Origin of the sequence: Pauljensenia sp. 27098_8_83 (assembly GCF_041432695.1) — a bacterium.
Classification (GTDB): domain Bacteria; phylum Actinomycetota; class Actinomycetes; order Actinomycetales; family Actinomycetaceae; genus Pauljensenia.
This window is the reverse complement of record NZ_JAPWAD010000013.1, coordinates 38,110-64,521: the sequence shown is the minus strand read 5'-3', so window position 1 is coordinate 64,521 and position 26,412 is coordinate 38,110. Positions and strand designations below refer to the sequence as shown.

General features: G+C 67.0%; 24 protein-coding genes. 13 read left to right on the top strand and 11 right to left on the bottom strand.

The window, feature by feature from the left end:
- The first annotated feature begins 3 nt into the window (after positions 1-3).
- Complete coding sequence (locus O3656_RS06365) at positions 4-981, top strand: glycosyltransferase (RefSeq protein ID WP_500063149.1); 978 nt, start codon at positions 4-6, stop codon at positions 979-981.
- A gap of 3 nt (positions 982-984) precedes the next feature.
- Here the strand turns inward: O3656_RS06365 and O3656_RS06360 are convergent, their stop codons facing one another.
- A complete protein-coding gene (locus O3656_RS06360) occupies positions 985-1,596 on the bottom strand; it encodes a hypothetical protein (protein ID WP_500063148.1) in 612 nt (203 codons plus the stop codon).
- 311 nt (positions 1,597-1,907) lie between these two features.
- Here O3656_RS06360 and O3656_RS06355 point away from each other — a divergent pair, with 311 nt between their 5' ends.
- The 3 genes from O3656_RS06355 to O3656_RS06345 are packed head-to-tail and all read left to right on the top strand — an operon-like array spanning position 1,908 to position 6,909.
- Positions 1,908-2,204, top strand: a complete 297-nt coding sequence (locus O3656_RS06355) for a WhiB family transcriptional regulator (RefSeq protein WP_016461390.1) — start codon at positions 1,908-1,910, stop codon at positions 2,202-2,204.
- Positions 2,201-5,362, top strand: coding sequence for a glycosyltransferase family 2 protein (locus tag O3656_RS06350; protein ID WP_500063147.1), 3,162 nt, complete (start codon positions 2,201-2,203; stop codon positions 5,360-5,362). The genes O3656_RS06355 and O3656_RS06350 overlap by 4 nt, the downstream gene beginning before the upstream one ends.
- Complete coding sequence (locus tag O3656_RS06345) at positions 5,359-6,909, top strand: DUF5719 family protein (protein ID WP_500063146.1); 1,551 nt, start codon at positions 5,359-5,361, stop codon at positions 6,907-6,909. The genes O3656_RS06350 and O3656_RS06345 overlap by 4 nt, the downstream gene beginning before the upstream one ends.
- On the opposite strand, the gene O3656_RS06340 is transcribed toward O3656_RS06345, so the two are convergent.
- Entirely contained in the window at positions 6,910-7,215 is a 306-nt protein-coding gene (locus O3656_RS06340) for a metallopeptidase family protein (RefSeq protein WP_500063145.1), read from the bottom strand. It abuts the gene before it with no gap.
- Positions 7,216-7,401: 186 nt separating this feature from the next.
- On the opposite strand from O3656_RS06340, the gene O3656_RS06335 reads away from it, so the two are divergent.
- Complete coding sequence (locus O3656_RS06335) at positions 7,402-7,854, top strand: DUF3499 domain-containing protein (RefSeq protein ID WP_500063144.1); 453 nt, start codon at positions 7,402-7,404, stop codon at positions 7,852-7,854.
- Between the two features lie 3 nt (positions 7,855-7,857).
- On the opposite strand, the gene O3656_RS06330 is transcribed toward O3656_RS06335, so the two are convergent.
- Positions 7,858-8,691, bottom strand: coding sequence for an RDD family protein (locus O3656_RS06330; RefSeq protein WP_500063143.1), 834 nt, complete (start codon positions 8,689-8,691; stop codon positions 7,858-7,860).
- A gap of 18 nt (positions 8,692-8,709) precedes the next feature.
- Between O3656_RS06330 and O3656_RS06325 the strand changes: the two genes are divergently transcribed.
- Positions 8,710-9,702 carry a stage II sporulation protein M gene (locus O3656_RS06325; RefSeq protein ID WP_500063142.1) on the top strand — a complete coding sequence of 331 codons (993 nt, stop codon included), beginning with the start codon at positions 8,710-8,712 and terminating at the stop codon, positions 9,700-9,702.
- A 16-nt stretch (positions 9,703-9,718) separates the two neighbouring features.
- Here the strand turns inward: O3656_RS06325 and O3656_RS06320 are convergent, their stop codons facing one another.
- The 5 genes from O3656_RS06320 to O3656_RS06300 are packed head-to-tail and all read right to left on the bottom strand — an operon-like array spanning position 9,719 to position 15,407.
- Positions 9,719-11,050, bottom strand: a complete 1,332-nt coding sequence (locus tag O3656_RS06320) for a DUF58 domain-containing protein (protein WP_500063141.1) — start codon at positions 11,048-11,050, stop codon at positions 9,719-9,721.
- Between the two features lie 8 nt (positions 11,051-11,058).
- Entirely contained in the window at positions 11,059-12,276 is a 1,218-nt protein-coding gene (locus O3656_RS06315) for an AAA family ATPase (RefSeq protein ID WP_500063140.1), read from the bottom strand.
- A complete protein-coding gene (locus O3656_RS06310) occupies positions 12,269-13,426 on the bottom strand; it encodes a DUF4350 domain-containing protein (RefSeq protein WP_500063139.1) in 1,158 nt (385 codons plus the stop codon). Before O3656_RS06310 ends, O3656_RS06315 begins: the two co-directional genes overlap by 8 nt.
- Complete coding sequence (locus O3656_RS06305; protein ID WP_500063138.1) at positions 13,423-14,049, bottom strand: DUF4129 domain-containing protein; 627 nt, start codon at positions 14,047-14,049, stop codon at positions 13,423-13,425. Before O3656_RS06305 ends, O3656_RS06310 begins: the two co-directional genes overlap by 4 nt.
- A gap of 5 nt (positions 14,050-14,054) precedes the next feature.
- Complete coding sequence (locus O3656_RS06300) at positions 14,055-15,407, bottom strand: DUF7847 domain-containing protein (protein WP_500063137.1); 1,353 nt, start codon at positions 15,405-15,407, stop codon at positions 14,055-14,057.
- A 142-nt stretch (positions 15,408-15,549) separates the two neighbouring features.
- Here O3656_RS06300 and mtrA point away from each other — a divergent pair, with 142 nt between their 5' ends.
- The 6 genes from mtrA to secA all read left to right on the top strand — a co-directional run bounded on the left by mtrA (position 15,550) and on the right by secA (position 24,089).
- Positions 15,550-16,233: an MtrAB system response regulator MtrA gene (gene mtrA / locus O3656_RS06295; RefSeq protein WP_500063136.1), complete on the top strand. Its 684-nt coding sequence runs from the start codon at positions 15,550-15,552 to the stop codon at positions 16,231-16,233.
- Positions 16,214-17,833, top strand: a complete 1,620-nt coding sequence (gene mtrB / locus O3656_RS06290) for an MtrAB system histidine kinase MtrB (protein ID WP_500063135.1) — start codon at positions 16,214-16,216, stop codon at positions 17,831-17,833. The genes mtrA and mtrB overlap by 20 nt, the downstream gene beginning before the upstream one ends.
- Complete coding sequence (locus O3656_RS06285; RefSeq protein WP_500063134.1) at positions 17,830-19,479, top strand: LpqB family beta-propeller domain-containing protein; 1,650 nt, start codon at positions 17,830-17,832, stop codon at positions 19,477-19,479. The genes mtrB and O3656_RS06285 overlap by 4 nt, the downstream gene beginning before the upstream one ends.
- Positions 19,480-19,484: 5 nt before the next feature.
- Positions 19,485-20,231, top strand: a complete 747-nt coding sequence (locus tag O3656_RS06280; protein WP_500063133.1) for a ComF family protein — start codon at positions 19,485-19,487, stop codon at positions 20,229-20,231.
- Between the two features lie 174 nt (positions 20,232-20,405).
- Positions 20,406-21,050, top strand: a complete 645-nt coding sequence (hpf, locus tag O3656_RS06275; protein ID WP_500063132.1) for a ribosome hibernation-promoting factor, HPF/YfiA family — start codon at positions 20,406-20,408, stop codon at positions 21,048-21,050.
- A 183-nt stretch (positions 21,051-21,233) separates the two neighbouring features.
- Positions 21,234-24,089, top strand: coding sequence for a preprotein translocase subunit SecA (secA, locus tag O3656_RS06270; protein ID WP_500063131.1), 2,856 nt, complete (start codon positions 21,234-21,236; stop codon positions 24,087-24,089).
- A gap of 81 nt (positions 24,090-24,170) precedes the next feature.
- Here the strand turns inward: secA and O3656_RS06265 are convergent, their stop codons facing one another.
- Together O3656_RS06265 and O3656_RS06260 are read right to left on the bottom strand one after the other, a co-directional pair.
- Positions 24,171-24,662 (bottom strand): Rv3235 family protein, encoded by a 492-nt coding sequence (locus O3656_RS06265; protein WP_500063130.1) that lies wholly within the window; start codon positions 24,660-24,662, stop codon positions 24,171-24,173.
- Entirely contained in the window at positions 24,659-25,378 is a 720-nt protein-coding gene (locus O3656_RS06260; RefSeq protein WP_500063129.1) for a LysM peptidoglycan-binding domain-containing protein, read from the bottom strand. Before O3656_RS06260 ends, O3656_RS06265 begins: the two co-directional genes overlap by 4 nt.
- 138 nt (positions 25,379-25,516) lie before the next feature.
- Here O3656_RS06260 and O3656_RS06255 point away from each other — a divergent pair, with 138 nt between their 5' ends.
- Positions 25,517-26,083: a hypothetical protein gene (locus O3656_RS06255; protein WP_500063128.1), complete on the top strand. Its 567-nt coding sequence runs from the start codon at positions 25,517-25,519 to the stop codon at positions 26,081-26,083.
- On the opposite strand, the gene O3656_RS06250 is transcribed toward O3656_RS06255, so the two are convergent.
- On the bottom strand, positions 26,077-26,289 hold the full coding sequence (locus O3656_RS06250) for a helix-turn-helix domain-containing protein (RefSeq protein WP_500063127.1): 213 nt from the start codon (positions 26,287-26,289) through the stop codon (positions 26,077-26,079). The two genes, O3656_RS06255 and O3656_RS06250, sit on opposite strands and share 7 nt — an antisense overlap.
- Between the last annotated feature and the right edge of the window lie 123 nt (positions 26,290-26,412).

The following is a 26,412-nucleotide window of genomic DNA, read 5'->3' as shown; positions in this document are numbered from 1 at the left end:
TCCTTGACTCACGTGACCCGAGGTGAGGCCTCGCCTCGCCCCCGCGTCACCGTCCTCATGGCCACCTACAACGGGATGGCCGAGGACGGCGCGTGGCTCGACGAACAGGTGGACTCCGTGCTCGCTCAGGCGGGCGTGGAGGTCCGCCTCGTCGTGTCCGACGACGCCTCGAGTGATGGCACGCGCGCGCACCTTCAGGAGCGCGCGGCCGCCGATCCTCGGATCACTGTCTTGCCCCAGCGCGACGGCACCCCCGGCGTGACGGGCAACTTCCTGCATCTTTTCACGACGCACACCCCCGACGGCTCCTACGTCGCCTTCACCGACCAGGACGACGTGTGGCACGAGGACAAGCTGAGTTCTCAGCTGGCCCTCATGGCTGCGCGCGGGGCCGACGTCGTGTCGTCGAACGTCACCTCGTTCCAGTCGCTGCCCGGCGGGGGGGCAGTGGGGGAGCGGCGCCTCATCCGTAAGTCGCAGCCCCAGCGCGGATGGGACTTCCTCTTCGAGGCCGCGGGACCCGGCTCGACCTACGTCTTCAGCCCGAAGGCCCACGAGACCCTCGTGCGCGTCTTGAGCGACCTCGACTACAGCGAGATCGGCGTGCATGACTGGTACGTCTATGCGCTGGCGCGCTCGATCGGCCTGACGTGGGTGATCGGCGAGGAGCCGACCCTGGAATATCGTCAGCACGGCGGCAACGTGCAGGGCGCGAACTCCGGTTCCGGCGCGCGCGATGCCCGCATGGCCAAACTGCGCAACGGCTTCTACCGCAAGCAGTTTATCCTGACGGCCCGCGCCGCCCAGAAGGTCGGCACCTTCGATGAGCGCCGCGCGCGCCAGCTGTGCGCCATCCTGCGCGAGCTTGAGGAGAAGGGCGTGGCCTCGCGGCTGCGATTCGCCCTGCGCTGGCGTCAGATCCGCCGCGACCCCGTGGAGGGCATCAAACTCGCGGCTGCCCGCGTTCTGGGCGTGTGGTGACGTCTACCGCCGATAGGTGACGAGCCCGCCGTCCGCGTCCTCCGTCGCGAGGATCTGCGCTAGCTTGTCAGGGGAAACCTCGCGCGGGTCGATGATGACGACCGAGCGTCCCTGCATCCACTGATCCAGCACCTGTCCCGCGCCCGTTCGCGCGTCCCACGCCAACGCGACGCGGCGACCGCGCACCGGCTCCGACGGGTGCGAACCGGCCAGGGCCTCGTCCCGGGCTTGCATGAGTATCGGGGGAGTGTCGACGACGAGGCCGTCCGGCTGCGTGGCGATCTCCGCGAGGCCGTCGAGCGCCCCGCCTAAGGGGCCGTCCCATGCGAAGGACAGGTACTGTGCGGGCTGGGCGAGTACATGCGCTCCAGCGTCGATTGCGTCGGAGGCTTCGGAGCCGAGAATATTCGTGACGAAAAGGTCGCCGGGCAGCGGGCGTCGTGTATCGAGGAGCTCCCATCCCATCGCTCGCGCGGCGATCTGCCAGAGGGTGTCCTGCCAGGGTTGAAGAGTCGTGTAGATGCGGGTTGGTGTCGGTTCGCCTGTGCCGAACAGATCCGCGGCGAGTTCGTTTGTCAGGTAGTTCGCGATCTTCGATAGCCACCTGCTAACCACGGGTCCTCCCAGTTCAACCCGCTCCTGGCCGTATTGGGTGAGCGCTGGCCCTGACCATTCGTTAATCGCTGTGATACAGTGGGTGAGCCTGCTCATAGTTTCTGAGGACGCATTGTTCATGGTTTCAAGTATATCGAAGGTCCTATGTGTTCCAAGTACTTAGTAACTGTGAAGTCCTTGAAAACAGGCACTGTTTTACCGTTGGGTCAAGCGCTACGGAAAAGGTCTCAATATCGCGAAACCGCTTGACTTCCTGCAATGACACGCGTGTAATTCTCGTATTGATCGATTCGTTATAAGGAGCTCCCGCAATGTGGAACATCTTCGGTGACGGACCCCTGGAGTGGTCCGAGGACGCCGACGCGGCGCTGTACGCCCGCATTGACGGTCCCCTTGCGTGGCAGCAGCACGCGCTGTGTGCACAGACGGATCCGGAAGCTTTCTTCCCTGAGAAGGGTGGCTCTACCCGCGAGGCCAAGGCCGTTTGTCAGGCCTGCCAGGTGCGTGAGGACTGCCTGGAGTACGCGCTGGCAAACGATGAGCGCTTTGGCATCTGGGGTGGCATGTCCGAGCGCGAGAGGCGGCGCCTGCGCCGTATGGCCGGTTGAGCCCGACACAGCGCTCCGTCGGTGCGATCCTCGTCACGAGGGGAGAGGCACCGCTCACTCAGTCCGTCCTGCGGGCCATCGAGAATCAATCGATGGCCCCGCACTCGTTGACCATCATTGACGTCGCAGGTCGCCACGTCACCCCCTTCCCGTCCGAACGCGTTCCCGAGGGAGCGCAGCTCGTTCGCGTCGGTCGTGCCCGCAACCTGGGCGATGCAATCAAGCGTGCACGCGCACAGGGAGCCGCTTTTACCTCGGAACACTGGTGGTGGATCCTGCATGAGGACTCGGCCCCCGAACCCGAATGTCTCGATGAACTCATTCAGGCGGCCACCGTCGGTAAGACCGTTGGCGCGGTCGGCGTCAAGCAGATGAGCTGGGACGGGAGCCGACTCCTCGAACTAGGTATTTTCGCCACGGCGAGCGCCCGACGGCTCGAACGCGTCGGCGACGACGACATCGACCAGGGGCAGTACGACGGAACGAGCGATGTCCTCGGCGTCGGCACCGCCGGGCTCTTCATCAGCGCCGAGGCCTACGAGGCGGTTGGTGGATTCGACACCGCGCTCGGTCCCTTCGGCGACGGGCTGGACCTGGGGCGTAGGCTCCACCTCGCGGGGTACCGTGTCATCGTTGCGCCCAAGGCGCGCGTGCGCCACGCCCGCGTCTCCCTGTACTCCGTCTCAGGCTCTGCTCCGGAGTCGGATCGCAATGAGCCGACGGGCGACGTGTCCGACGCGATTATCGACGGGAACGCTGCGACCGACGGATCTTTCCGTAAGCGCCGCTACGCCCAGATGTACAACTGGTGCAAGGCCGTGCCCGCCCTCGTCCTGCCCTTCCTGGCTCTGTGGCTCCTCGTGTGGAGTCCGGCGCGCGCGCTGGGGCGGATCTTGACGGGACGCGCCTCCCTGGCCCTGCCCGAAATCGGTGCCCTTCTCTCCGTGATTGGAGCGACCCCGCGTCTGCTCGCCGGGCGTGCCCGCGCGGCTCAGTCGCGTTCCGTCCCCCGTTCTGCCCTGCGCGGCCTCGAGACGGCCCCCGCCTCGCTGCGTAAGGAACCGGCGGGCGTGGATGAGGATGAGAATGGCGAGCGCATTGATCCGCTCATTGTCGCTTCGATGCGGCGCTACCGACTTCGCTCTGCCTCCACCTGCCTGGGCCTCGCGATCGTGACGTCTCTGATTGCTGGCGCGCAGTGGTGGGGAACCTCTGCAGGCCTCGTGGGCGGAGCGTGGGTGTCGCTGCCGGCGACCTGGGCGGAGCTGTGGAACGCCGCGTGGGCCGCGTGGGTCCCCGGCGGAGACGGCTATGCCGGTGGCGCGGATCCCCTGACGATTCTGCTTGCCCTCCTGAGTGCCCCCGTCGCGCCGCTCGGCACCACCCCCGGCGCGTTCGCGACCTTCCTGCTCGTGGCCTCGAGCCCGCTCGCAGCGATCACTGCCTGGATTCCGAGCCGCACTCTCGCCTCCTCGCTGCGCGTACGCTTCCTCGCCTCGCTCGCCTGGGCATTCGCGCCCGCACTCCTCCTGAGTGCGACGCACGGCGTCCTCGCGGGCGTGCTCGCCCACATCGCTTTACCTGTCTTCGCGGCCTTCTGCTTCGGGACACCCAGGCCTCTGTTCGTGGCCGGTGCATCCGGCGTTGAGATCGCGCCTGTGCAGCCCCGCGGAGTGAACGCGGGATGCGCGGCGCTCGCCCTCGTCGTCCTCGCGTGCTGCGCCCCGTGGATGCTGCCGCTCGGTGGCCTCGCGCTCGCGTGGCGGTCCCGGCGCCGCCTCCTTGTGGCGCTGCCCGCTCTGACGCTTCTCGTGCCCACCTACGTCTCCATCCTCGCGCGCCCCGCGGCGTGGCCCGCCCTTGCCTCGACGAGCGGGGGAGTGCACGCATACACCCGCGCGCCCTCGTGGATGGCGGCCCTCGGTATGCCCGCGGCCCCCTCGAGCATGTTCGAGGCCGTGGCGCTCGGAATCGTCGGCGGCGGCGCCTTGCTCTTCGGGACGATTGCCCTCCTGCGGCAGCGTTCGCGCGCTCTCCGCATGGCCTACGGGTGGGCTCTCATCGCCTCCGCTCTCGCGTGGGGAGCATCGCACGTCGGCGTCGGGATGTCCGGTGCGTCCGTGGCCTCGGCGTGGGCCTCGCCCGCCCTGTCCCTCGCTTTCATCATCCTGGTCGCGCTGGCCTGTTCGGGGCGCGTCGCTCCTACCGATGCCGCCGCCGACGCCGCTGCCTGGGATGCGTCCCGGCCCTTCGCGCCGCGTGCTCTGGGCGTTCTGGTTGCCGTCGCGATTGTCGGATGTGGATCCGCCGCGAGCGTGTCCGCCGTCGCCGGTCGATCCAACCCCGACGAGGTCCCGACCTTCACGATGTCCCAGCGCGAAACCGTCTCGGCGCTCTCCTCGCCCATCGTCTCCGCCGTTGCCTCCCAGGCGCAGCGTTCGCCGCGCGCCGGACGCATCCTCGTCCTCGATGGCGACCCGACGAACGACACGGTCAACGCCGCGCTGTGGCGAGGAAACGGACCGTCGCTGACAGGGGCGAACCCCGCCGTTCGTGCACTCGCGCTCGCCGAGGCGCGCTCCGGCACCGCCACCGGTAGCCTGAACGACCCGGCCACCGCCTCGCTCGCGCAGGCTGCCTACACCCTGGTCGTTTATCCGGACGACGCGACCGTGCAGACGCTGGCTGCGCACGATATCGACACGATCCTCGTCCCCCTCGGTGCGAGCGGCTCCGCTGCTCTGACCTCCGGCCTCGACCGCGCCGAAGGACTCGAAAAGGTCGGTGACACGACCTCCGGCACCGTCTGGCGCGTACGTCCCGACGGGCTGACGCCGGCGCGCGTGCGCGTCGAGTCGGCCAGCGGCGTGACGACTCCGGTTGGATCCTCGCAGCTGCGTGTCGACGGCGACGTGGACGCCGCAGGCACCCTCGTCCTGGCCGAGCGCGCCGACTCCGGATGGCATGCGTGGGTCGACGGGGTGGCGCTCACCCCCGTTGCCGCCTCCGACGGGTGGTCGCAGGCATTCGATATGCCCACCGCCGGGCACCTCACGCTCACCTACAGCCCGTGGTGGATCATTCCGTGGCGCATCGCTGCGGGTGCGTGCTTGGTCGTTGCCCTCGCCAGCGCCCTATCCGCGTGGAGGAAGAGATGACAAAGCCCCGCATCAGTTCCCTGACGACGCTAGCGGGCGCGGGGATCGCCGTTGCGGCCATGGCCTGCGCCTCCGTGTGGGTCGGTGCATCCCCGAGCCGCGTCGACGGGACGGCGCAGAGCGCTCACCCGTCACAGGTACGCCTCGCGTGTCCCTCGGGCGTCGTCGATCCTTTCGAGACGACCAGCGTTGCGGCCGGTTCCACCTGGTCCTCGCTCGCATCCGCTCCAACGAGCCCGGCGCCCGCGTCCATCACGGGTAACGGGGGAGTCATTCCCACCGCCCTGACCCTTGCCGGCCAGGGGGGAGGCGAACTCGCAGGCCTGAGCGCCGTCGGATGCGCGGCGCCGCGCACCTCGCAGTGGATCGCGACGGGGGCTACCACGTCTGGCGCCGACATGGTCCTCATCCTCTCCAACCCCGGTCCCACGGCCTCGGTCGTCAGCATTGACGGATACGGGGCTTCCGGGCCCCTCAACGCCGCGCCGCGCCAGGTCACCGTTCCGGCGTCCTCCTCGGTGTCGGTGCTCCTCGCGGGATGGTTCCCGGACGAAAACTCCCTCGCCCTCCACGTCCGCGCAGACGGGGGCGGCGTCGCCGCCTGGGTGCAGGCCTCCCTGATGAACGGCGAGATCCCCCAGGGAACCACGCTCGCCTCCGCAGTCGTGCCCGCGACCTCGCAGACGATCTTGGGAGTGGACCCCAAGGGCACGTCGCTGCTGCGCCTCGTGTCGCCCTCGGGTGATGCCCGCGTGAGCGTTTCCGTCGCCGATTCGACGGGCGTACACCCCCTCCCCGGCGGTCAGGCGACCGTCGCCGAAGGGACCACCCTTGAGATGCCTCTCGATGGCGCGTCGAGCGATGCTACTCCGATCGTGTTCCTCGTCACCTCGGATCGCGAGGTCGTGGCACAGACGACGACGATCACCGTCGGTGCCCCCTGGGCCGAGCGTCTCAGCGCCTGGATCATGAGGTCCAACGCGAGCCCAGCGACGACGTTCACCGAGGCCTCGGTCCCCGGCGTGAGCCAGCTGACGACGATGACCACCTCCGTGCTCTCGTCGACACCCCTTCGTGCCACATCGGTCGCCACCGACTCCGGGGTGAACGCCTCGTCTGCGAGCCTCCTGCTGTACGTGCCCGCTGACGTCGCTGGCGCTGCAACCGCGAGCCAGGGGGACGGAGCTCAGTCTTCTCAGCCCGTGCCGAGCTCCACACCCGACATCTGGGCCTCGCCCTCTCCCGTCACGTCGCAGTCCGGTGCCTCCCAATCCGGCCAGTCGCGCGATGCCCAGTCGAGCGGTACCTCCGCCTCGACCCCGGGAGCTGTTCCGGTGCGCGTGGGAGACCGAACGATCTACGTCGCACCGGGTGTCCCCACCCTCGTCAACCTTCCGGATAGCGCGAGCCACATCAGCGCGGACACCCCTATCCAAGCAGCCCTGGTCATCACCGCGGATACGGCGGTGGGGCGCATGAGCACCACGTGGAACGTGGGCACGGAGGGCATTAGCGCTGTCACCGGCGCCATCCGCACCGCTAACTGATCAGCGCATCGCGTCGTCGATCTCGTCCGGGGGCAGCGCCAGAATGTGACTGATCCTCTCGACGAGGAGCCTGCGGGTCATGACCGCGACCTCCTCGGGCGGGCAACGCAGCGTGATCGGTAGGCGGTAGACCACGATCCGGTCGCGCAGACCGCGACGTCGATCGGCCGGGAAAATACGCGCGACGACGACGCTGTGAGACTCCCAGGGGGCCGGATTCGACGGCGGAACATCCTCCACGGCGAATTCGATCGTAGACACCTGAGGCCAGCGACTAATGAGCTCAGTGACGAGTTCGCGCACCATCAGATCGAAGTCTTCGCGCCGCGTCCTCCACGCCGGTGTTCCCGGAAAAAAGAGGGGACCGCGAGGACCGCGACCGTGGCGGTTGCGGCTTGAGATGTGGCGGCGCGTGGAAAACACCCCCCCAGGGTAGGCGCACGGCGCGCGGGAGTGGGCCATCGGCGCGCAGAGTGTCGTACTCTTAGGGACGTGATTGCCCAACGCCACTGCTCGAAACCCGGCTGCTCGACCGCCGCTGTCGCCACCCTCACCTACGATTACCGCGATTCAACCGTGGTCGTCGGTCCCCTTGCGACCGTCGCGGATCCCAACTCGTATGACCTGTGCGAGGAACACGCGCAGAATCTCACCGCGCCCCTGGGCTGGCAGGTTGTCCGTCTAGCGACCAACTTTGAACCGGCACCGCCCTCCGGAGATGACCTCGCCGCGCTCGTTGACGCCGTGCGTCGCGTCGCTCAGGAGGCGCAGGCTGAGTCGACTCCCGCTCCTGCCACGCGCAGGCCTCAGACCGGTCCGTTCGGCCCCGCACGCTCCGTGGGCAGCCCCGACACATCGAGCCCGCTCGACCCATCGAGCCCGTACGCGCGCAGGCGCGCGCAGTTCACGGTGGTTGACGGCTCCGAGAAGGACTCCGAGGACTAACCCCTACAAGCCGAAGCGAGGCTGCGTTGCCTCGTGGAATCGCGCCTTGCCGCGCGCGCGACGCTCACACTCGCGCTCCCACTCGCGATCACGGCGGGCCACAAGAATGGCCGCAATCACGATCTCCGGGTGCAGTCCAGCCGGCAGCGGCGTCTGGACACGCTTCACGAGACGCTCAGCGAGGGAAATTGCGACCTGCCCGCGCAGCTTCGTGTCGATGGAGCGGTTCGCTCCCAGGAACGCGCGAGCCTCAGCAGCGAGGGCATCGTCGAGGGGGAGGATCGTCGCCGAGGCTGCCCACTCCTCGAGCCCGGGAGGCATCACCAGGGGAGGGTAGAAGACCGAGTCTCCCTGAGAGCACACCATCGTCCCCGCGGCGATATCCCCCAGACGCTTGCCCTTCTTGTTGACAAGTTCGGTGAGGAACGCGAGGCCGCCCGACGTCAGCCAGTTTTCCAGGATTCCCACGCCGACGCGTACCGCGCTGTGGCGAGCGGTGATCGCGCCGCCATCGTCGCGTACGACCCGCAGGTTGAGGGCCCACTTGCCGAGCGAACGGCCTTTCGTAGCCACTTCGACCACGAAGGGGACGAAAAACATGACCGAGGCGACCAAGCCGATCACGAACACGCGCACGAGAGAGGCAGAGTCGTTCGACCAGGTACGCGCGGCGCTGATGAAAACGAGGAGCGCCACCCCCAGATACGTGGTGCCGTCGATGACTGCGGCGGCGAAGCGTTCGGGGGGCGAGGCAGGGGTGACGTCGAGGGAGACGGCCTCGCCCGTGCGGACATAGTCGTCTTGAATGACGCGTGATTGACTGCGTTGCGCGCTCATGTATGACACGCTAGTCCAATGGACATCGATGTGCTGCGGGTGAGCGGAAAAACGGAGTGGAAACGCCTCGAGGAACTGACGCGTACCCGCTTTCTGACGGGTGAGCAGATCGACGAGCTCGATCGGCTCTACCGATCTGCCACGACCGACCTAGCGCGCGTACGCACGACCAGCCCCGATCCCGACGTCATCGCGGAACTCTCACGCATCCTGTCGGCAGCTCGCGGGCGCTTAGCAGGAACGGCGGGCATCAGCGCAACCGTGATCGCACGCTTTTTCAAGGTGTCGTTGCCCTACGCCCTGTATCAGATTCGCTGGGTGACGGTGGGCGTCATGCTCGTGTCCATCGCGCTTGCTCTCATTGAGGGCCACTACCTGGTCACGCACCCGGACGCGATGAACCAGCTGGGCACGCCCGAGCAGCTGCGCCAATACGCGAACAGTGACTTCGTCGAGTACTACCACCAGGACACGAATGCGGAGTTCGGACTGTCCGTGTGGGTGAACAACGCGTGGATCGCCCTGCAGGCCGTGGTGACGGGCGTGACCGGCGTGTACCCGCTGAAGATCCTGTGGACCAACGCGACGAACGTTGGGGTGGCCGGAGCCGTTGTGACCGTCTACGCGGGGCCCTGGCACTTCTTCCGTTTTATCCTGCCGCACGGCCTGCCCGAACTGACCGCCGTCTTCATCTCGATCGCAGCGGGCCTGAGGGTCTTCTGGGCACTCCTCGTCCCCGGAGCGGCAACGCGCTACCAGGCGGTGGGCGTGGCCGCGCGCAGCGCCATGACGGTGGCGGTGGGCTGCGCTATCCTCCTCGCGGGTTCGGGTGTGCTCGAAGGATTCGTGACGCCCTCGCAGCTGCCCGACGCCGTCAAGATCGCCCTGGGGGTGGCGATGACTGCGGCCGTGTGGGCGTACACGCTGATCCTCGGTCGCAGGGCGCACCAGGCGGGCCAGGACGCCGACGTCGGCATCGACGCCGGCTACTACCAGCCGGTCGCGGGCTGACACCGCCCTCGCGGACTTACAGGCGTCCGCTCTTCTTCAACTCGATGTAGCGGTCGGCCGTGCGTGCGGGCAGCAGACCCGCCGAAGCCTGCAGTGTGAGGGCACCCGCGAGGCGCACGTCCGCGGCGCCTGCAGCGTCGGAACGCTCGGCGAGCGCGGCCGAGGCCGCCAGGAATACCGCGTCAGCGTCCTCGCGCCCATTGCGGGCACGAATCTCGTCGGGGTCAGTCGCCGATGCGACGAGCACCGTATGGCGTTTCGTCAGGCGTGCCAGCGCGTCGGTGAACTCGGTTTCCAGCCCGGCGGGCGGGATCTTCGTGGCGATGACAACGAACGCCGAGTGACGCACAGTCTCCTCAACGGCGTCAGCTGCCCTCGACCAGTCGGTGACATCCAGGCGCGGATTCAGGTCGGTGAACACGTGCGCGAGCGTCTCAATGATCTTGGCTCCACGCACGCCGGAGACGCGGGCGCGCACGCGCGAATCGATGGCTACGACGTGGACCTTGTCGCCCGCGCGATCGGCCAGTGCCGCCAGGAGCAGGGTGGTTTCGATCGAGGAATCCAGGCGCGGTGCGCGGCCCAGCGCGATCGAGTCAACTTCCTCGTTCTCGGGGGCACCGAGCAGCGCCGAGGATGCGCGGCCGCAGTCCACGATGATGACGACGTGGCGGTCGCGTTCGGGACGCCACTGACGCACCATGAGCTCGGTCGAGCGGGCGGACGCACGCCAGTCGATGTCGCGGGGATCATCTCCGACGACGTACGCGCGCAGCGAGTCGAACTCGGTGCCTGCTCCGCGCAGCGTCGTCGGCGTCGTGCCTTCGAGTTCGTGGAGGCGGGCCAATCGCGACGGCAGGAGCACCCGCGCCTTAAACTCCGGCAGCACCGACAGGGTCAAGGGCGCACTGATCGATACCTGGCGCGCGCCCAGGTGCAGGGGACCCCAGGAACGAATCGTGACGACGTCCGCATGGCGCGTTCCTCGCCTCGTGGGGGACAGGAGTGTCGTGACCTTCTCGGCGGACTTCGGGAGCACGCGCACGCGCCGGAAAGACGGCGACTGACGCAGCGAGGGAGGCCACGCGTCGCGCACGTCCAGGACCATCTGGCGCTTCGTCGTGTTCGTCAGGCGCAGCGTGGCCTCGGTGCTCTGGTCGGCGCGGATCGGGCCGGTGACCTCGCGGCTCATACGCAGGGTCCGAGGCGAGGGGGCGGCGAGGGCGTCCAACAAACAGACGAGCACGACGATGCCGCACCACATCCACGCGAAGCCGCGAGAGGGGGCGAAGGCGAGCGGGATAAGGCCCACCAGGACGAGGAGCGCGCTGCGCGCCGAAATCGCCACGGGGAACCTCAGCGAGGAACGGGGGTGGCCGCGAGGACGCCGGTGATGACGTCGGTGGCGTCCACGCCTTCCAGGTTGGCCTCGGCGCGCAGACCCAGCCGGTGCGCGAGGGTCACGGGGGCCATCGTCTTGACGTCGTCGGGGGTGACGAAGCCTCGTCCCTGGAGGAACGCCCACACACGAGAGGTGCGCAGCAGCGCGGTCGCGCCACGCGGAGACACACCCACGCGCACGGCGGCGGACGTACGCGTCGCGCGGCACAGGTCCACCAGGTAGGCCATGACTGCGGGGGAGACCTCGATGCGCGAGGCAGCCTCGTGTGCGGCGTGGATATCGGCGGCGCCCGCCACGGGCCGGATGCCGGCCTCAGCCAGAGACATCGGGTTGAAGCCGGCCTGGTGGCGGGCAATGATGTCGATCTCGGCCTCGCGCGAGGGCAGGGGGAGTTCAAGCTTGAGGAGGAAACGGTCCAGCTGGGCCTCGGGCAGCGGGTAGGTGCCCTCGTACTCGACCGGGTTCTGGGTGGCGATGACCATGAAGGGGTCCGGCAGCGTGCGCGTGGCGCCATCGATCGAGACCGTGTGCTCCTCCATCGATTCCAGCAGCGCCGACTGCGTCTTGGGGGGAGTGCGGTTGATTTCGTCGGCGAGCAGTAGGTTCGTGAAAACAGGGCCTTCACGGAACACGAACTCGGAATGACCCGCATCCCACACCATGGATCCCGTGATGTCTGCGGGCATGAGGTCGGGGGTGAACTGGATGCGCGCCATGTCGACGTCGAGGGCTCGGGCGAGGGTACGGACGAGCAGCGTCTTAGCAACACCGGGCACACCCTCCAGCAGCGCGTGACCACCGGCGACGAGGGCAACGATCAGGCCGGTGATGGCACCATCCTGGCCGACGACGGCTTTGCCGATTTCGGCCTTGAGAGCCAAGAGGGACTCCTGTGTGCGCCGCTCGGCCTCGCTCAGCGAACGTCCCGACCAGCCTTCGCCGGTGGGCGCGGAGTAGGAGGTGGCCTGCTGGGGCGCACCCTGGGGCGTGCCCTGAGGAGTGGGAGCAGTCGGCGCGTACGAGGCCGGGGCACCCTGCGCGGGCAGCTCACCCTGCGGTGGGTAGACGCCCGGAGCCGCTGAAGGTGCCGGAACCTGGCGGGGCGCACCCTCGGGAGCACGGCCGGGCTGGGGCACGCCGTTGGACGAGGGGCCGGGAATCGGGCTAGTCATGGCGGATCTCCTTTTCGAGAGCGTCGAGGTCGTGGGCGAGGCGGATCAGTTCCTTCTCGGACGTGGGGGGAGGGCCCCACAAGAGGGCGGTCGAGCGCGACGTGAGCAGGCCTCGTTGCTCAATCGCACGGGTCAGAGCCTCGCGGTCGCCGGTGTGGGCGATGCCCAGTACGGTCGCGATGCGTGTGGCGCTCGCGCTGCGCAGCGCCGTGGCGGCGTGCTCGTACGCGCGTTGAGAGCGCATGAGACGGGCCTTACCGATGATGGTTTCAGAGGCAGGAACCTCAATGGGGAGATTCTCAGGCGTCAGGGGACCCAGGCGCCTGCCTCGGGCGATGGCGGCGATCAGGCACGCCCCGATCGTGAGGAGGAACGCGGGTGCGAGGTAGGGGGCCTCGGCGCTATCGTCTTTCCCGTGGCCGAGGGTGTCTGTCGCCTGTGGCGAATACCAGGCGACCTTGGAGGTGCGCCCGATCGCGTTGATCGCGAGGGCCGCGTTGCCCTCGTCGGTGATCGCGCGGTTTCGCAGGCGCAGCGAATCGGGAATGATCGCCCGGAAACGCCCGGATTCGACCTTCTCGGCGTATGCGTAGGAGTCGTCATCCCCGGGGAAGCAAAGCGCCCAGCCGTTTGCGCCGCTCGAGCTGCCAGAAACCGCGTAGGCGGAGGATGTCAGCGACTGCGCGCGCGTCGCCGTTTCGGAGTTGCACCTGGCCGTCACGACATGTGAGCTGTGCCAGTCGCGCTTCGCGCGCAGGCCGCCGAGGTAGGGAGCCGACGAATCGTATTCTTCCTCAAGTCCGACGTAGACAACGTTCGCCCGAGTCTCGATCGCCTTGGCGACGGAGTCACTCATCCGCGCGGGAAAAATGACGACGAGAGTCGTGTCATCGCCCACCTCGGATGCGCCCTTCGCCCCGACTTCGCGCACGGACACCCCGTGGTCGCCGAGCACCTGAGCGAGCGCGCGGGCGCCATCGCCGTGCTTATTGCGAATGCCAACGGGCGCGTTGTTGTAGCCCATCTGGCTAAGGAAGGCCGAACCGATCAGAGCGATCACCGTGACCGCAATAAGAAGGAGCATCGGACGCGCCGCCGAGAAACGCTCGCGCGCCGTGGGAGTGACGATTGCGACCTGCCGGGACTTCATGACTCGTCCTTCGCGTAGCTACACAGGTCGAGGAGGACCGGAGTAAAGGAGCGCAGCGCGTCCACCTCGTCGCGCGAGATCGCGGCGCGACCGTAGCGAACCTTGTCGAAGGACTCAGCGTATGCGGAGAGCTGCGGGGCGAGGCCGGGGGCGACCCGGGTCGCTGCGTCGGCGGCCTCGCGGGCGGTCAGGCCCGGCGTGGAGGAAACGACGTCGTGGTCATCGAGGCCCAGAACCATGAGACGGTAGGCCCACACGTACGCCAGGTTCCAATCCTGAGCGGCCACGGCCTCGTCGAAGGATGCCTGAACCTGCGGCGCGCTGGTCTCCTCCTCGAAGACGAGGCCCGACTTGCGTCGTTTCGCCAGGCGAATCGGGTTGAGGATGAGCACAATGACCAGGGCCGCGATCACAATGATCGCCAGAATCGCCAGGATCAGCGAGATCGGTGGGGTGCCCTGGCCCTTCCACGACAGGAGCCGGAAGAAATCGTCGATCAAATTCTTCACGAAGCCGACGATCGGGCCACGGATCTCGCCGTATTCGCCCTTGGCAAGCTCTTTGAGGAGCCAGTCACGAGCCTCGCCCTGGTCGGGCGTCAGCGGAACCTCACAGCTGAGCATGGGACTCACTGAGGCTGGACGCTCGCCTGCATGAGGACCGCCGCGAAGTTCTCCTTACGGATACGCAGGTCCGCGTACATGAGCGTCTCGTAGGTGGCAGTGAGCGGCATGACGAGGCCGCTGGCGAAGGTGGTCAGACCCGTTGTGATCGCCACAAGAATCATTGAACCGGTCCCGTTGTCCGCCATGGCGAACGCGGTGACTCCAGTGATACCACCGATGAAACCGCCGATGAAACCGGCGATAAAACCGGCGACGAACGTGATGAGGAAGATTCGTCCAAGCGTCGGCCAGAAGTAGCCCTTGCTCAGGTTCCACGAACGCTTCATGGACGCGATCGGTCCGATCTCCTCAAGCACCGTGATGACGGAAGCGAAAGCGAACTTGATGTTCAGGAAATAGACGCCGGCGACAACGGGGAGGAAAAGGAAGAGTCCGATGCCTAGGAGGATCCCACCGGTCGAGTCGTCGGCGGCGTAGACGAAGAAGAATGCGACCATGAGGAGGCCCCAGATAATCACCGGGATGGCCGTGACAATGCCGGTCACGATGAACGTGCCGATCAAGGCACCCAGACGAGGCTTAGTCATCGCCCAGGCCTGCGAGAGGGTCACCTTGTTGCCAATCATCATCTGCGACACCGTGGTCGCCAGCATGCCCATGATGATGGTGGTGCCCGCAACCATCGATAGTGTCTGCACACCCTGAGATGCCAGGCTGGTCAGCAGTAGGACAGCCAAATCCTCCGTTCCCGCCAGCTGCGCCTGAGGGTCGTTTGAACTGGCCGCCGACCCGAGCGCGGTCGGGAGGAATGCAGTCACCATGGAGATGAGGGAGACGACCGCCATGACCGCCATGGTGAAGCCGAAGAGAATCTTCGGATTCTGGCGGATCGCCGCAAAAGAACCGCTCATCAGGTCGCTGATCGAGAGCGGACGGAGGGGGATGATGCCGGGCTTGGCCTCCCATCCCCACTGGTTGGTGTTCACGCTGTAGCCGGAGGCTCCGGGCTGCGAGGCGTAGCCCTGCTGCGCCCCGTAGCCGGGCTGGCCGCCGTAGCCGGGCTGTCCGCCGTAGCCGGGCTGGCCCCCGTATGCTTGCTGACCGCCGTAGCCGGGCTGGCCCCCGTAGCCGGGCTGGCCGCCGTAGCCGGGCTGGCCGCCATAGCCTTGCTGCGCCCCGTAGCCGGGCTGCCCGCCATAGCCTTGCTGCGCCCCGTAGCCGGGCTGGCCGCCGTAACCCTGCTGGCCGCCGTAGGGGGATTGAGAGCCATACGCCTGGCCGCCCGCTGCCCCTGGCTGTGCCCCGGTGGGCTGATACGGGTTCGACGAGTCGGGAGCGGTCCACGGGGTGCTCATTCGTGCCTCCATGTTGATGGTGTCGGTCTGTGACCAATCCTGCCATACGTGGCCGTCGCGTGAAACCTTGTCCAGGACAGAAATTGGGTCGTTGATGCGCGAGTCTTCTGCGTTCGTTGCGATTTCGTGACACTATCGTGACATGAGTTCGCGCATCCTCGTCGTCGACGACGACGTCGCCCTGGCCGAGATGATCGGGATTGTCCTGCAGAATGAGGGCTTCGACGTCGTCTTTTGTGCCGATGGATCCCAGGCGCTGGCTCAATTCCAAGAGAGCCACCCCGACCTCGTCCTGCTGGACGTGATGCTGCCGGGCATGGACGGCTTTGACGTGTGCCGTGCGATTCGACGTATCTCGGATGCGCCGATCGTTATGTTGACCGCTCGTTCCGACACGTCTGACGTCGTCACGGGACTGGAGGCCGGAGCCGACGACTACGTGCCCAAGCCTTTCAAACCCAAGGAGCTCGTGGCCCGCGTGCGCGCACGTTTGCGCGGACGCGAGGACGCCCAGGTGGACGAGGGGCTCACGTTGCAGGACCTGTCCATCGACGTGGCCGGTCACGTTGTGAAGCGAGGAGGGCATGTCATCGCTCTGACGCCCCTCGAATTCGACCTCCTGGTGACGCTGGCTCGCGCGCCCTGGAAGGTCTTTTCGCGTGAAGAGCTCCTCGAACAGGTGTGGGGCTACCGTCACGCGGCCGACACCCGGCTCGTGAACGTTCACGTGCAGCGTCTGCGCTCGAAGATCGAGCGTGACCCGGAGCGTCCCGAGCTCGTTGTGACTGTCCGCGGGGTGGGATACCGTGCAGGCGCGGGAGCGTAGGGACGCGCTCAAGCGCCTCGTGGGCGTCATTACGTCGTCGAGGCCGTGGGGCTTTCTCGCGTCCTCGCATATCGCCCGCCGCATCCGTCACTCCCTGTCGGCTCGGCTCGCGGTCGCGATTACGCTCGCGGTCCTCGTAATTGTTCTCGTCTCGGGCGTCATCATCGCCTCCCAACTGCGCACGTCCATGTTCGAGACGCGCAGGGATGCGATCTTGGCCGACGCGTCCCTGCGGTTCTCCTCGGCTCAGTCCGTTTTTTCGTCGTCGACGGCTTCGTCTCCCGCTCAGGTGCAGGAGTCCGCGCGCGGGGCGCTGGCCTCGCTCAAGGCCTCGGCTGCGGGCGCGGGTGCGACCAATGTGGCGCTGCTGCGCTCCGAGGGCACCGCGGCCTCGCTGCGCATCAACCAGATTGAGGATGAGCAGATGCGCGGCCTCGTGACGGCGCAGATGCGCGCGGCGGTTGCTGGGGGAGGGGCGCAGTGGCAGTCGGTGGCCATCCGTTCGAGCGACGGCAAGAAGGAAGAGCCGGGGATCCTCGTCGGCACCCAGGTTCAGCTGCCCCGAGCGGGCACGCACGAGCTCTACATTCTGTATTCGCTGTCCGCCGACCAAGCCCAGGTCGATGTCGTTCTGCGGGTTCTGCTCCTGTCCTCCCTGCCGGTCATCGTCGCCCTGCCGATCGGCGTGTTTGCGCTCCTCCATCGCCTGCTCCTGCCGGTTCGCGTGACCGCCCAGGCGGCGACGAAGGCCTCCGAGGGCGACCTGGATGTGCGCGTTGACGTGCACGGCGATGACGAGATGGCGGACTTGGGACGCGCATTCAACGCGATGACGTCCTCGCTGCAGGACACCATCTCGCGCTACGACGAGCTCGCCAAGCTACAGCAGCGCTTCGTCTCCGACGTGTCCCACGAGCTGCGCACGCCGCTGACGACGATCCGCATGGCCGAGGACGTCGTGTGGGATAACCGCGACGAGCTGCCCGCGCACGCGCGCCGGTCCGCGGAGCTCCTGCATGACCAGACCGAACGCATGGAGCAGATGCTTGCCGACCTGCTGGAAATCTCGCGATACGACGCCGCGAGCGCGCTGCTGGATGCAGAGGAACGTGACCTGCGCCCCATCGTGACCCGCGTCGTCGAAGCGTGCGCTGATCTCGCGCAGCGCCAGGGCGTCACGGTTGAGATCGTGGCTCCGGTGCGAGCTGGTGCAGAGATCGATGAGCGCCGCATTGAACGCGTGATCCGCAACCTCGTTGTCAACGCGATCGAGCACGCGGACGGCACGACGGTGACGATCACCGTGGCGGCCACCGAGACGGACGTGGCCTGCCGCGTGCGCGATCGCGGTGTGGGAATGACCCAGGAGGTCGCCGACCACGTTTTCGATCGCTTCTATCGTGCGGACACCGCTCGAGCGCGCACGACCGGAGGCACCGGCCTCGGCCTCGCGATCGCGACGGAAGATGTCGCCATCCACGGCGGGCGCCTGCAGGCGTACGGCGAGCCGGGAAAGGGGGCGTCCTTCCTGATGACACTGCCCAAGCGAGTCGGCGAGGAGATCGCCAGCCGCCCCCTCGTCCTGTGGGAGGCCGAATGAAACGCTCCCTCGTCCTCGTTGCTCTCGCGTGCTTGATTCTCGCGGGCTGCACGTCCCTGCCCCGGTCGTCGGCTCCGGCTCCCTTCGACGTGTCCTCCCGCGACGGCAGTGGCGTCCAGTTCTCGGCGGAGGGGCCCGCTGACGGCTCCGATGCGGCGACCCTCGTCAATGATTTCCTCCTGGCGTGCGCGGCCGGGCCGCAGGACGACTTTGCGACCGCCCGCCTCTTCCTGAGTGCTTCCTCCGCTCGCACCTGGCAGCCGGACACGGAGATCCTTCTCTACGACACCGACACCACGCCCGCCATTACCGCCGGCTCCGAGACGGCCTCGCAGGTCGATGTGACGGTCTCGGTGCTCGGTGTGGCCAGCGTCGATTCCTCGGGTGTGCTCACGCGCGTCGATGCATCCACGGCCTCGCACACGTTCACGCTGGTGCGTGAAGATGGACAGTGGCGCATCAACGCGCCCGACAACATGGTCCTCATGAGTCGCGCGGCCTTTACGGCCTCGTACTCGCTCGTCAACCTCTACTTCCCGACCCAGGAAGGCTCCGACCTGGTCGCGGATCCCCGGTGGTATCCCTCGCGTCGCCTCGCCTCGTATCTGCTGGCCGGCCTCGTCGCCGGGCCCAGCCAGGCCCTCGCTCCCGTCACCGCGAACGCGATCCCCGCGGGCACGACGATCCCCTCCCACGGCGTCGACGTCAGTGATGGAGTCGCGCACGTCGAACTCAACGCCGTCATGCCCGCGAGCGAGGGCGGCCGCGAGAGCCTGGCATGGGAGCTGACGCGCACGCTCACACAGGCAACAGACGTGTCCCAGGTGAGCGTGTCGCTGTCCGGCGAGACCTTGGAAGCGTCCGCCCCTCCTGCTGAGCCCACGTATTCCCTCGACACTCTCGTCGGCGCCGGGCCGGACGGGGTGGGGATCGTCTCGGGTACGACGATGACGATGCTCGCCTCGGTGTCGGGGGCTTCCTCTCCGACGGCGTCGCCGGTGGATCCGTCGCTCATCGCGTGGAGTAGCGCCGACGGGGTGTACGCGCAGCGAGCGGGTACATCCGTGGCGTTTATTCCCGGCACCGCGCCTGCGGGCCCCTCCATTGATCGTTTCGGCTGGGTGTGGGGCGCCTCGACCTCGGCGGCCTCTGTCTCGGTCGCGGGTGGGGCGGATGGCGTCTTCCCCGTGAGCGTCGAGTCTGAGGGCGCGGGCGATATTCGCGCCGTGCGTATCTCGCCGGATGGGGCGCGCGCGCTCGTGATTCGCGGAGCCGATTCCAGCGCATGGGTGGGCGTCGTCGAACGCGGCCCTGCGGGACGCCCGCAGGCGGTGCGATCCCTGACCCAGGTGAGTCTCGAGCGGGGAACCGTCATTGATGGCTCGTGGACGACCTCGACGGGCCTGGCCCTCGTCGTGCGCGAAGCAGGAAGCTCCGACGACCAGCTCGTCACCCTTCCCCTGGGTGGTTTGCCGTCGAACGTGTCGCTGCCGATCCGCGTGAGAACGATGAGCGCCGGCGCGTCCTCCTCGTCAATCGTCATTACGGGCGCCGATGACGCGGGCAAGCCCCAGGTCCTGATCCGCTCGGGCGCGCTGTGGCAAAACGCCCCCGATCCGCTGACGTCTGCGCGCTACGCGGGGTAGGTGTCGTGGTGGGTGCGCGCGGTCATCGCACTCTTGCGCGGGGATTGATCGGGGCGATCCTTCCCGTGCAATGCGCGGGATGTCGCGCCTGGGACGAGGTCCTGTGCCCCTCATGTCGGCGTCTCGCCCAGGTCGAGCCGACCCCGACGCTCATCGAGGGCGCGCGCGGCGACATACCCGCTCTGGCCATGGGGGATTACGCGGGTCCCCTGCGGCGCATCGTCCTGACCGCCAAGCATTCCGCGCGCACGGACGTGACCGGTTTTCTCGACGAGGCCGGGGCCCGCCTCGGCGCCTCCCTGGCCCGGGTGCTGGGCGTGGCTGGGTCGCCTGCTGGCGCTGGGGGTTCCCGTCAGGGGTGGGCGCCGGTGGGCGGGGGAGCGGTGGACGTGTGGGTGGTGCCCGCGCCCTCCTCGTGGAAGAGGCGCCTGCGGGGTCGTCAGGTGGCGATGCCACTGGCGTGCGCGGTTGCGCGGGTTCTGGCGGCGAGCGCGCGGCCAGGAGTGCGCGTGCGGGTGGTGGATGCGGTGCGACTGCGCGTGGGTGCCTCGTCCCAGTCGGGCAAGGCGGGGGCGCAGCGCACGGTGGGGCGCATGGGGGCGATGCGGGCGCTCGCGGTGCCTCCTCGCGGAGTTCTTGTTGTGGCGGTGGATGACGTGGTGACGACGGGGGCGACGATCCGGGAAATGGAGCGTGTGCTGGGTGGGCTCGCCGCGGTTGTGGCGCTGTGCCGACCCGGGCTTATCTCATGACGCAGGTCACCGGCTGGGGTATGATGTGACTACGGACTTTCGATAGCGTGGGCAGCAGGGACGCTCCTCACGTCAATGCGGGAGGTGATAGCTCAGACCACGGTTCGGGCAGTGAGCACCGAACAATCCCCACCCGCGGGCAATGATGCCCGCCGCACACCATGGAGGAAACACATGGACATCACCGTCGTCGCACGTAATGCCGAGATTCACCCGAATTTCCGGGCTTACGTGGAGGAGAAGGTTTCGAAGATCACTCAGTTCTACCCCCGCGCTCAGCGCGTCGACGTGGAGCTGACTCACGAACGTAACCCCCGCCAGGCCGACACTGCCGAGCGCATCGAGCTGACCGTTTACGGTAAGGGCCCGATCATCCGCGCTGAGGCTCAGTCCGCCGATCGCTACGCGGCCGTCGACATCGCCGCCGGCAAGCTCTACGAGCGCCTGCGCCGCCTGCGCGATCGCGTGAAGGACCACCGCCGCAGGTACCCGCGTGACCTGGTCGAAGCCGAAATCCTCGAAGCTCCCGTCGTCGAAGAGGTTGCCGTCGTCGAACCCGAGGCTCCCAAGCCGCTGCGCAGCGCTGAGGATCTGAAGGTTGGAGAGGCCCGCGAAGAGCAGTGGGGTGACACCCCGATCATTGTCCGTCAGAAGGTGCATGAGGCCCCGCCGATGAGCGTGGATGAGGCCCTGGACCAGATGATGATGGTCGGTCACCCATTCTTCCTCTTCGTCGATAAGGAGACGAACCAGCCGTGCGTCGTCTACCACCGTCACGGGTGGACGTATGGTGTGCTTCGCTTGAACACGACAATCTGACGGTTGAAGGACCGCGGGGTGCCCCGGGCACGAGGCCCGGGGCGCCCCTGTGTGCGCTGTTAGCGTTAAATGCGTCCATGTTCGCGCGGGCGTTTCCACTTTGGGCGGTTAGTTCGTAAACTAATGGGTGGATTTGACTGTCCGCTCTACAAGGGGGCGGGCGAGGAACGTCAGGAGCTATTCGTGTCGATTATTGACAAGATCCTTCGCGCTGGCGAAGGGCGTATGCTGCGCAAGCTGGATCGGCTTGCGTCGCAGGTTGATGCCTTGCAGGAGGATTTTGAGGCTCTGACCGACGAGGAGCTGCAGGCCAAGACCCAGGAGTTCAAGGATCGCCTCGAAGAGGGCGAGACCCTGGACGACATCCTGGTGGAGGCGTTCGCGACGGTGCGTGAGGCCTCGTGGCGAATCCTGCGCATGCGTCCCTTCCACGTGCAGGTCATGGGCGGTATCGCCCTGCACCAGGGCAAGATCGCGGAAATGAAGACCGGTGAAGGTAAGACCCTGGTCGCCACGATGCCCTCCTACCTGCGCGCGCTGACCGGCAAGGGCGTGCACGTCGTGACGGTCAACGACTACCTGGCGAAGTACCAGTCGGACCTGATGAGCCGCGTGTACAACTTCCTGGGCATGACGTGCGGTTGTATCCTCGTGGGCCAGACGCCGGCAGAGCGTCGCGAGATGTACGCCTGCGACATCACTTACGGCACGAACAACGAGTTCGGCTTCGACTACCTGCGCGACAACATGGCGCAGGTGCCCGAGGATATGGTTCAGCGCGGCCACGCCTTCGTCATCGTCGACGAGGTTGACTCGATTCTTATTGACGAGGCCCGTACCCCCCTGATCATTTCGGGCCCCGCGGACGGCGATCTGAACCGCTGGTACGTGGAGTTCGCCCGCATCGCGCGCCTGCTCACGCGCGACGAGGACTACGAGGTCGACGAGAAGAAGAAGACCGTCGGCATCCTCGAGCCGGGCATCGACAAGGTCGAGGACCAGCTGGGCGTGGAGAACCTCTACGAGGCCGCGAACACCCCGCTGATTGGCTTCCTCAACAACGCGATCCGCGCCAAGGAGCTGTTCTTCAAGGACCGCGACTACATCGTGGATGGCGGCGAGGTCCTCATCGTCGACGAGCACACGGGCCGCGTCCTGCCCGGCCGCCGCTACAACGACGGCATGCACCAGGCGATCGAAGCCAAGGAAGGCGTGGAAATCAAGGCCGAGAACCAGACACTGGCCACGATCACGCTGCAGAACTACTTCCGTCTCTACCCCGAGGGTTCGCGTTCGGGCATGACGGGTACGGCCGAGACCGAGGCCGCCGAGTTCGCGTCGACCTACAAGATCGACGTCATCCCGATCCCCACGAACAAGCCGATGATCCGCAAGGACCAGCCCGACCTCGTCTACCCGACGGAGAAGGGCAAGCTGAACGCGATCATCGAGGACGTCGTCGAGCGTCACGAGGCCGGCCAGCCCGTCCTCATCGGTACCGCCTCGGTCGAAAAGTCCGAGCTGCTCTCCCAGATGCTCAAGAAGAAGCACATTCCGCACCAGGTGCTCAACGCCAAGCAGCACGCCCGCGAAGCCGCCATCGTCGCGATGGCCGGTCGCAAGGGTGCGGTCACGGTGGCTACGAACATGGCCGGCCGTGGTACCGACATCATGCTGGGCGGCAACTCGGAGTTCCTCGCGCAGGCGAACCTGGCCGCCGAGGGCCTCGATCCGAAGGAGAACCCGGAGGAGTATCGCGAGGCGTGGCCCAAGGCCCTGGAGGCCGCGGAAGAGGCCGTCGAGGCCGAGCGTGAGGAGGTGCGCGAGCTGGGCGGCCTGTACGTGCTCGGTTCGGAGCGCCACGAGTCGCGTCGTATCGACAACCAGCTGCGCGGACGCTCCGGTCGTCAGGGTGACCCGGGCGAGTCCCGCTTCTACCTGTCGATGGAAGACGACCTGATGCGCCTGTTCAACTCGGGCATGGCCCAGCGCATCATGGCCTCGGGTGCCTACCCGGAGGATATGCCGCTGGAAAACCGCATGGTGTCGCGCTCGATTGCGTCGGCCCAGCACCAGGTGGAGGCCCGCAACTTCGAGATCCGTAAGAACGTCCTGAAGTACGACGACGTCATGACGGGTCAGCGCGAGACCATTTATGGTGAGCGCCGCAAGGTGCTCGAGGGCGAGGACATGGGCCCGCAGCTGCGCGCCTTCATGGAGTCCCTCGTCACCGGCCTGGTCGACGAGGCGATCGCCGACAAGGCCGTGGATGAGTGGGATCTGCCCTCCCTGTGGGAGAACCTGCGCGGCTACTACCCGCCGTCGGTCACGATCGACGAGGTCCTGGAGGAACACGGCGGCGCCGCGTCCCTCATTCGCGATGACCTGGTGACCGAGCTGGTCGGCGACATCCACGCCGTCTACGCGGACACCGAGGATCGCCTGAACGCGAACCCGCTGGCGCAGGCACAGCTGGGCGAGGAGCCCATGCGCACCCTCGAGCGCCGCGTCGTCATCTCCGTAGTGGACCGCCTGTGGCGCGAGCACCTCTACGAGATGGATTACCTGAAGGAAGGCATTGGCCTGCGTGCCATGGGTCAGCGTGACCCGCTCGTCGAGTACAAGGACGAGGGTGCTCAGATGTTCCAGGCGATGGTCGAGCGCATCCGCGAGGAGTCCGTCCAGCAGGTGTTCTCCTACGCCAAGCAGTTCGAGCGTGCCCTGGCCTCCGCCGAGGAACAGGCCGGCGGCTCGATCGCTTCCGCGTCCGTCGCGTCCGTCGCGTCCGAGTCCGCCCCCGCCTCGCCTGCGCCGTCCGAGCCGAGCATCGAAGATGTGGCGGCCGCCGAGTCCGCGTCCTCCGAGGCTGCGCGCGAGGCCGTGGCTCGCGCCCGCTCGGTGATGGGCAACGTGGGCCGGGAGAAGGCACCGAGCCGCGTGAACTACAGCTCCGCCGAAGGCATCGAGTCGGGTGCGCCATCGTCCGGCGGTAACCGCGCCGAGCGTCGCGCGGCCGCTAAGAAGCGTCGCCGCCGCTGATTGCTAGCTGATACGGGTGAGGGGTTCTTTCGGGAGCCTCTCACCCGTTTGCGCTACCCGCGGGCGGGCCTCGTTGGTGGGTTAGGCGAGCTCCAGCGCCGTCATCATCCAGCGTCCGTGGTACTCCTCCAGGCGCAGGGCGAGAGCGTACGTGCGGGCGGCGGTAGCAATAATGACGGCCGCCTCGGTGGTGACCGCGTCGATCGGACAGGTGCGCACGTGGACGGGACGTGTGCCGCGTGCGCAGGGGGACAGGTGCACGGATGCCAGCGCCCCATAGAGCTCGGGCAGGAGCCAGCGTCGCAGCTGCGGTGCCTGGCGTGCTCCCGTGACGACTTCGACGACCGCGCGTGCGAGCGTTGCAGCCCACTGGTCGGGATCGGGAAGGGCATGCGGTCCTGGGTGAAGGGTGTTCGCGGATGCGCCGGAGGGGGAAGTGCCGTGGGGGAGTGCCTCGTCCCGACTCCAGCGGAAGGGGGCTGGCTGGAGTGGGCGGGAGGGCGTAGGCCTCGTGCTCACGCGACGCCGGGGTGTTTCGGCCGTACGAGGCCGTGGTGCGATTTGCGTGCTCATGGTAGGTCCTGGGGAAGGGTGAGTTTCTGTCCGGGGTGGATAAGGTTCGGATCCGGGAGAGTGCCCGCGTTCGCCTCGTAGATCGCGCGCCACGCCGCATCGATGGAAGCATCGTCTGCGCCGGGGCGCAGGGATGCGGCAATCGACCAGAGGGAATCGCCGGGGGCGACCGTGAACGATTCGGGCGCGGCGGACGTGGGCGCGGAAGGAGCGTCCTGCGTAGGTTCGGGAGTGGGCAAGCTGGCTGGGTCTGTCTGCGTTGGTTCCTGTGTGGTGCGTGGGCTATCTGCCCACGTGAGCGAGACCCCTGGGATGGTGAGGTCCTGCGGCGTCGCATGCGTCGGCGCCACCGGAGCGCCGGTCACCAGCGCAGAGCCAATGAGTGCCCCGGCACCGGCGCGGGCGAGCAGCGTTCGCGAGAGTTTGGTGCCGTAGCGCGAGACGAGCGCGCGTGCGATGCGGCGCAGAATGGGAGGGGTAGCGCGCAGGAGGACAAGGTGGGCGCATGCGGAGCTGAGAAGGCTCCACGACAGCAGGAGGAGTGCGGCCACCCCCAGCGCCCACACGATGAGCGTTTCGGGGTGCTCCGCGTCAATGGGCGGTGCGAGTCTGGTCAGGTACAGGGTGTCGAGGACGGTGAGTGGAGCGCCGACTAACCAGAGACAAGCGTCAGACAGGTGTTCCTGCCCGTGAGGGGTAGGTGAATCATCAATCATGGTGGACTCTTCATCGAGTGAGATGGATTCGATGCGAATAACTATCCGCTTTTTATCAGTTGATGTCAATACGTTTATTAAAATGAGATAAAAGTGTGATGCACAGCGCTTTCTTTGTGGGTGTGGCATCGTTGGGGCATGGATATGTCAGCATTCATGGCCGAGCTGGAGGCGCGCTTCGACGAGGAACGCGAGCGTGATCTGGAAGAGCTTATCGATGAGCTGACGGACGCGGAGCGCGCGTCCGTCACCCTCTCGGCTCGACTCGCTGGCGCGGTGGGCATCGTTACCCTCGCGCTGCGTGGCGGGCACGTGGTGTCGGGACAGGTTCTTGACTCGACTCGCACGTGGGTGCTCCTGCGTGGCGAAGGTGGCGATAGCCTCGTCATGCTGTCCGCCGTCGTCGGTGCCTGGCCGCTCGGACGAAGCGTCGCGCGTGAGTCGTCGATCAGGGGTGGGGTCGGCGTGGGACACGTTTTGCGCGAGCTGAGTGCGCGGGGCGTCGGCGTCGCCATCGAATCCGATGGAGGAGACCACAGGGGAGTCATCGACGCGGTCTATGCGGACCACGTCGATGTCGCCCTCAGTGGAACGGCCATCAGCTATGACGGCCGCGATGAGCAGGAAGAAATGATCGTCTCGCTAGCGCTTGCGGGGCTTCGTCGACTCCGCGTGCTCGGCCAGCGATGGTCGACCGATTACTGAGCGTTTTCCGCCTTTTGACGCTCGCGCGTCGCGGCGTATTGGTCCTGGATGAACTGCTCCAGGACCGATTCTTCGATCCTCCATACGTGCTTACCGCCGACCTGGATGGCCGGGAGTTCGCCGGAGGAAACGAGGGCGCGGGTAGCTGACATCGTGAGATTCAGGGTCTCGGCGACATCAGCGAGAGTGAGGAATCGTGTTGCCATGGCAACATGTTATCAGTTGAGATTGCTTCGTTTGATTGGTTTGAGTCGGCAATTTTTTGTCCGACATATGACCGATGAGATCGGTTGATTCTGATGAATAGTCGGCAACCTACCGCTTTTCCG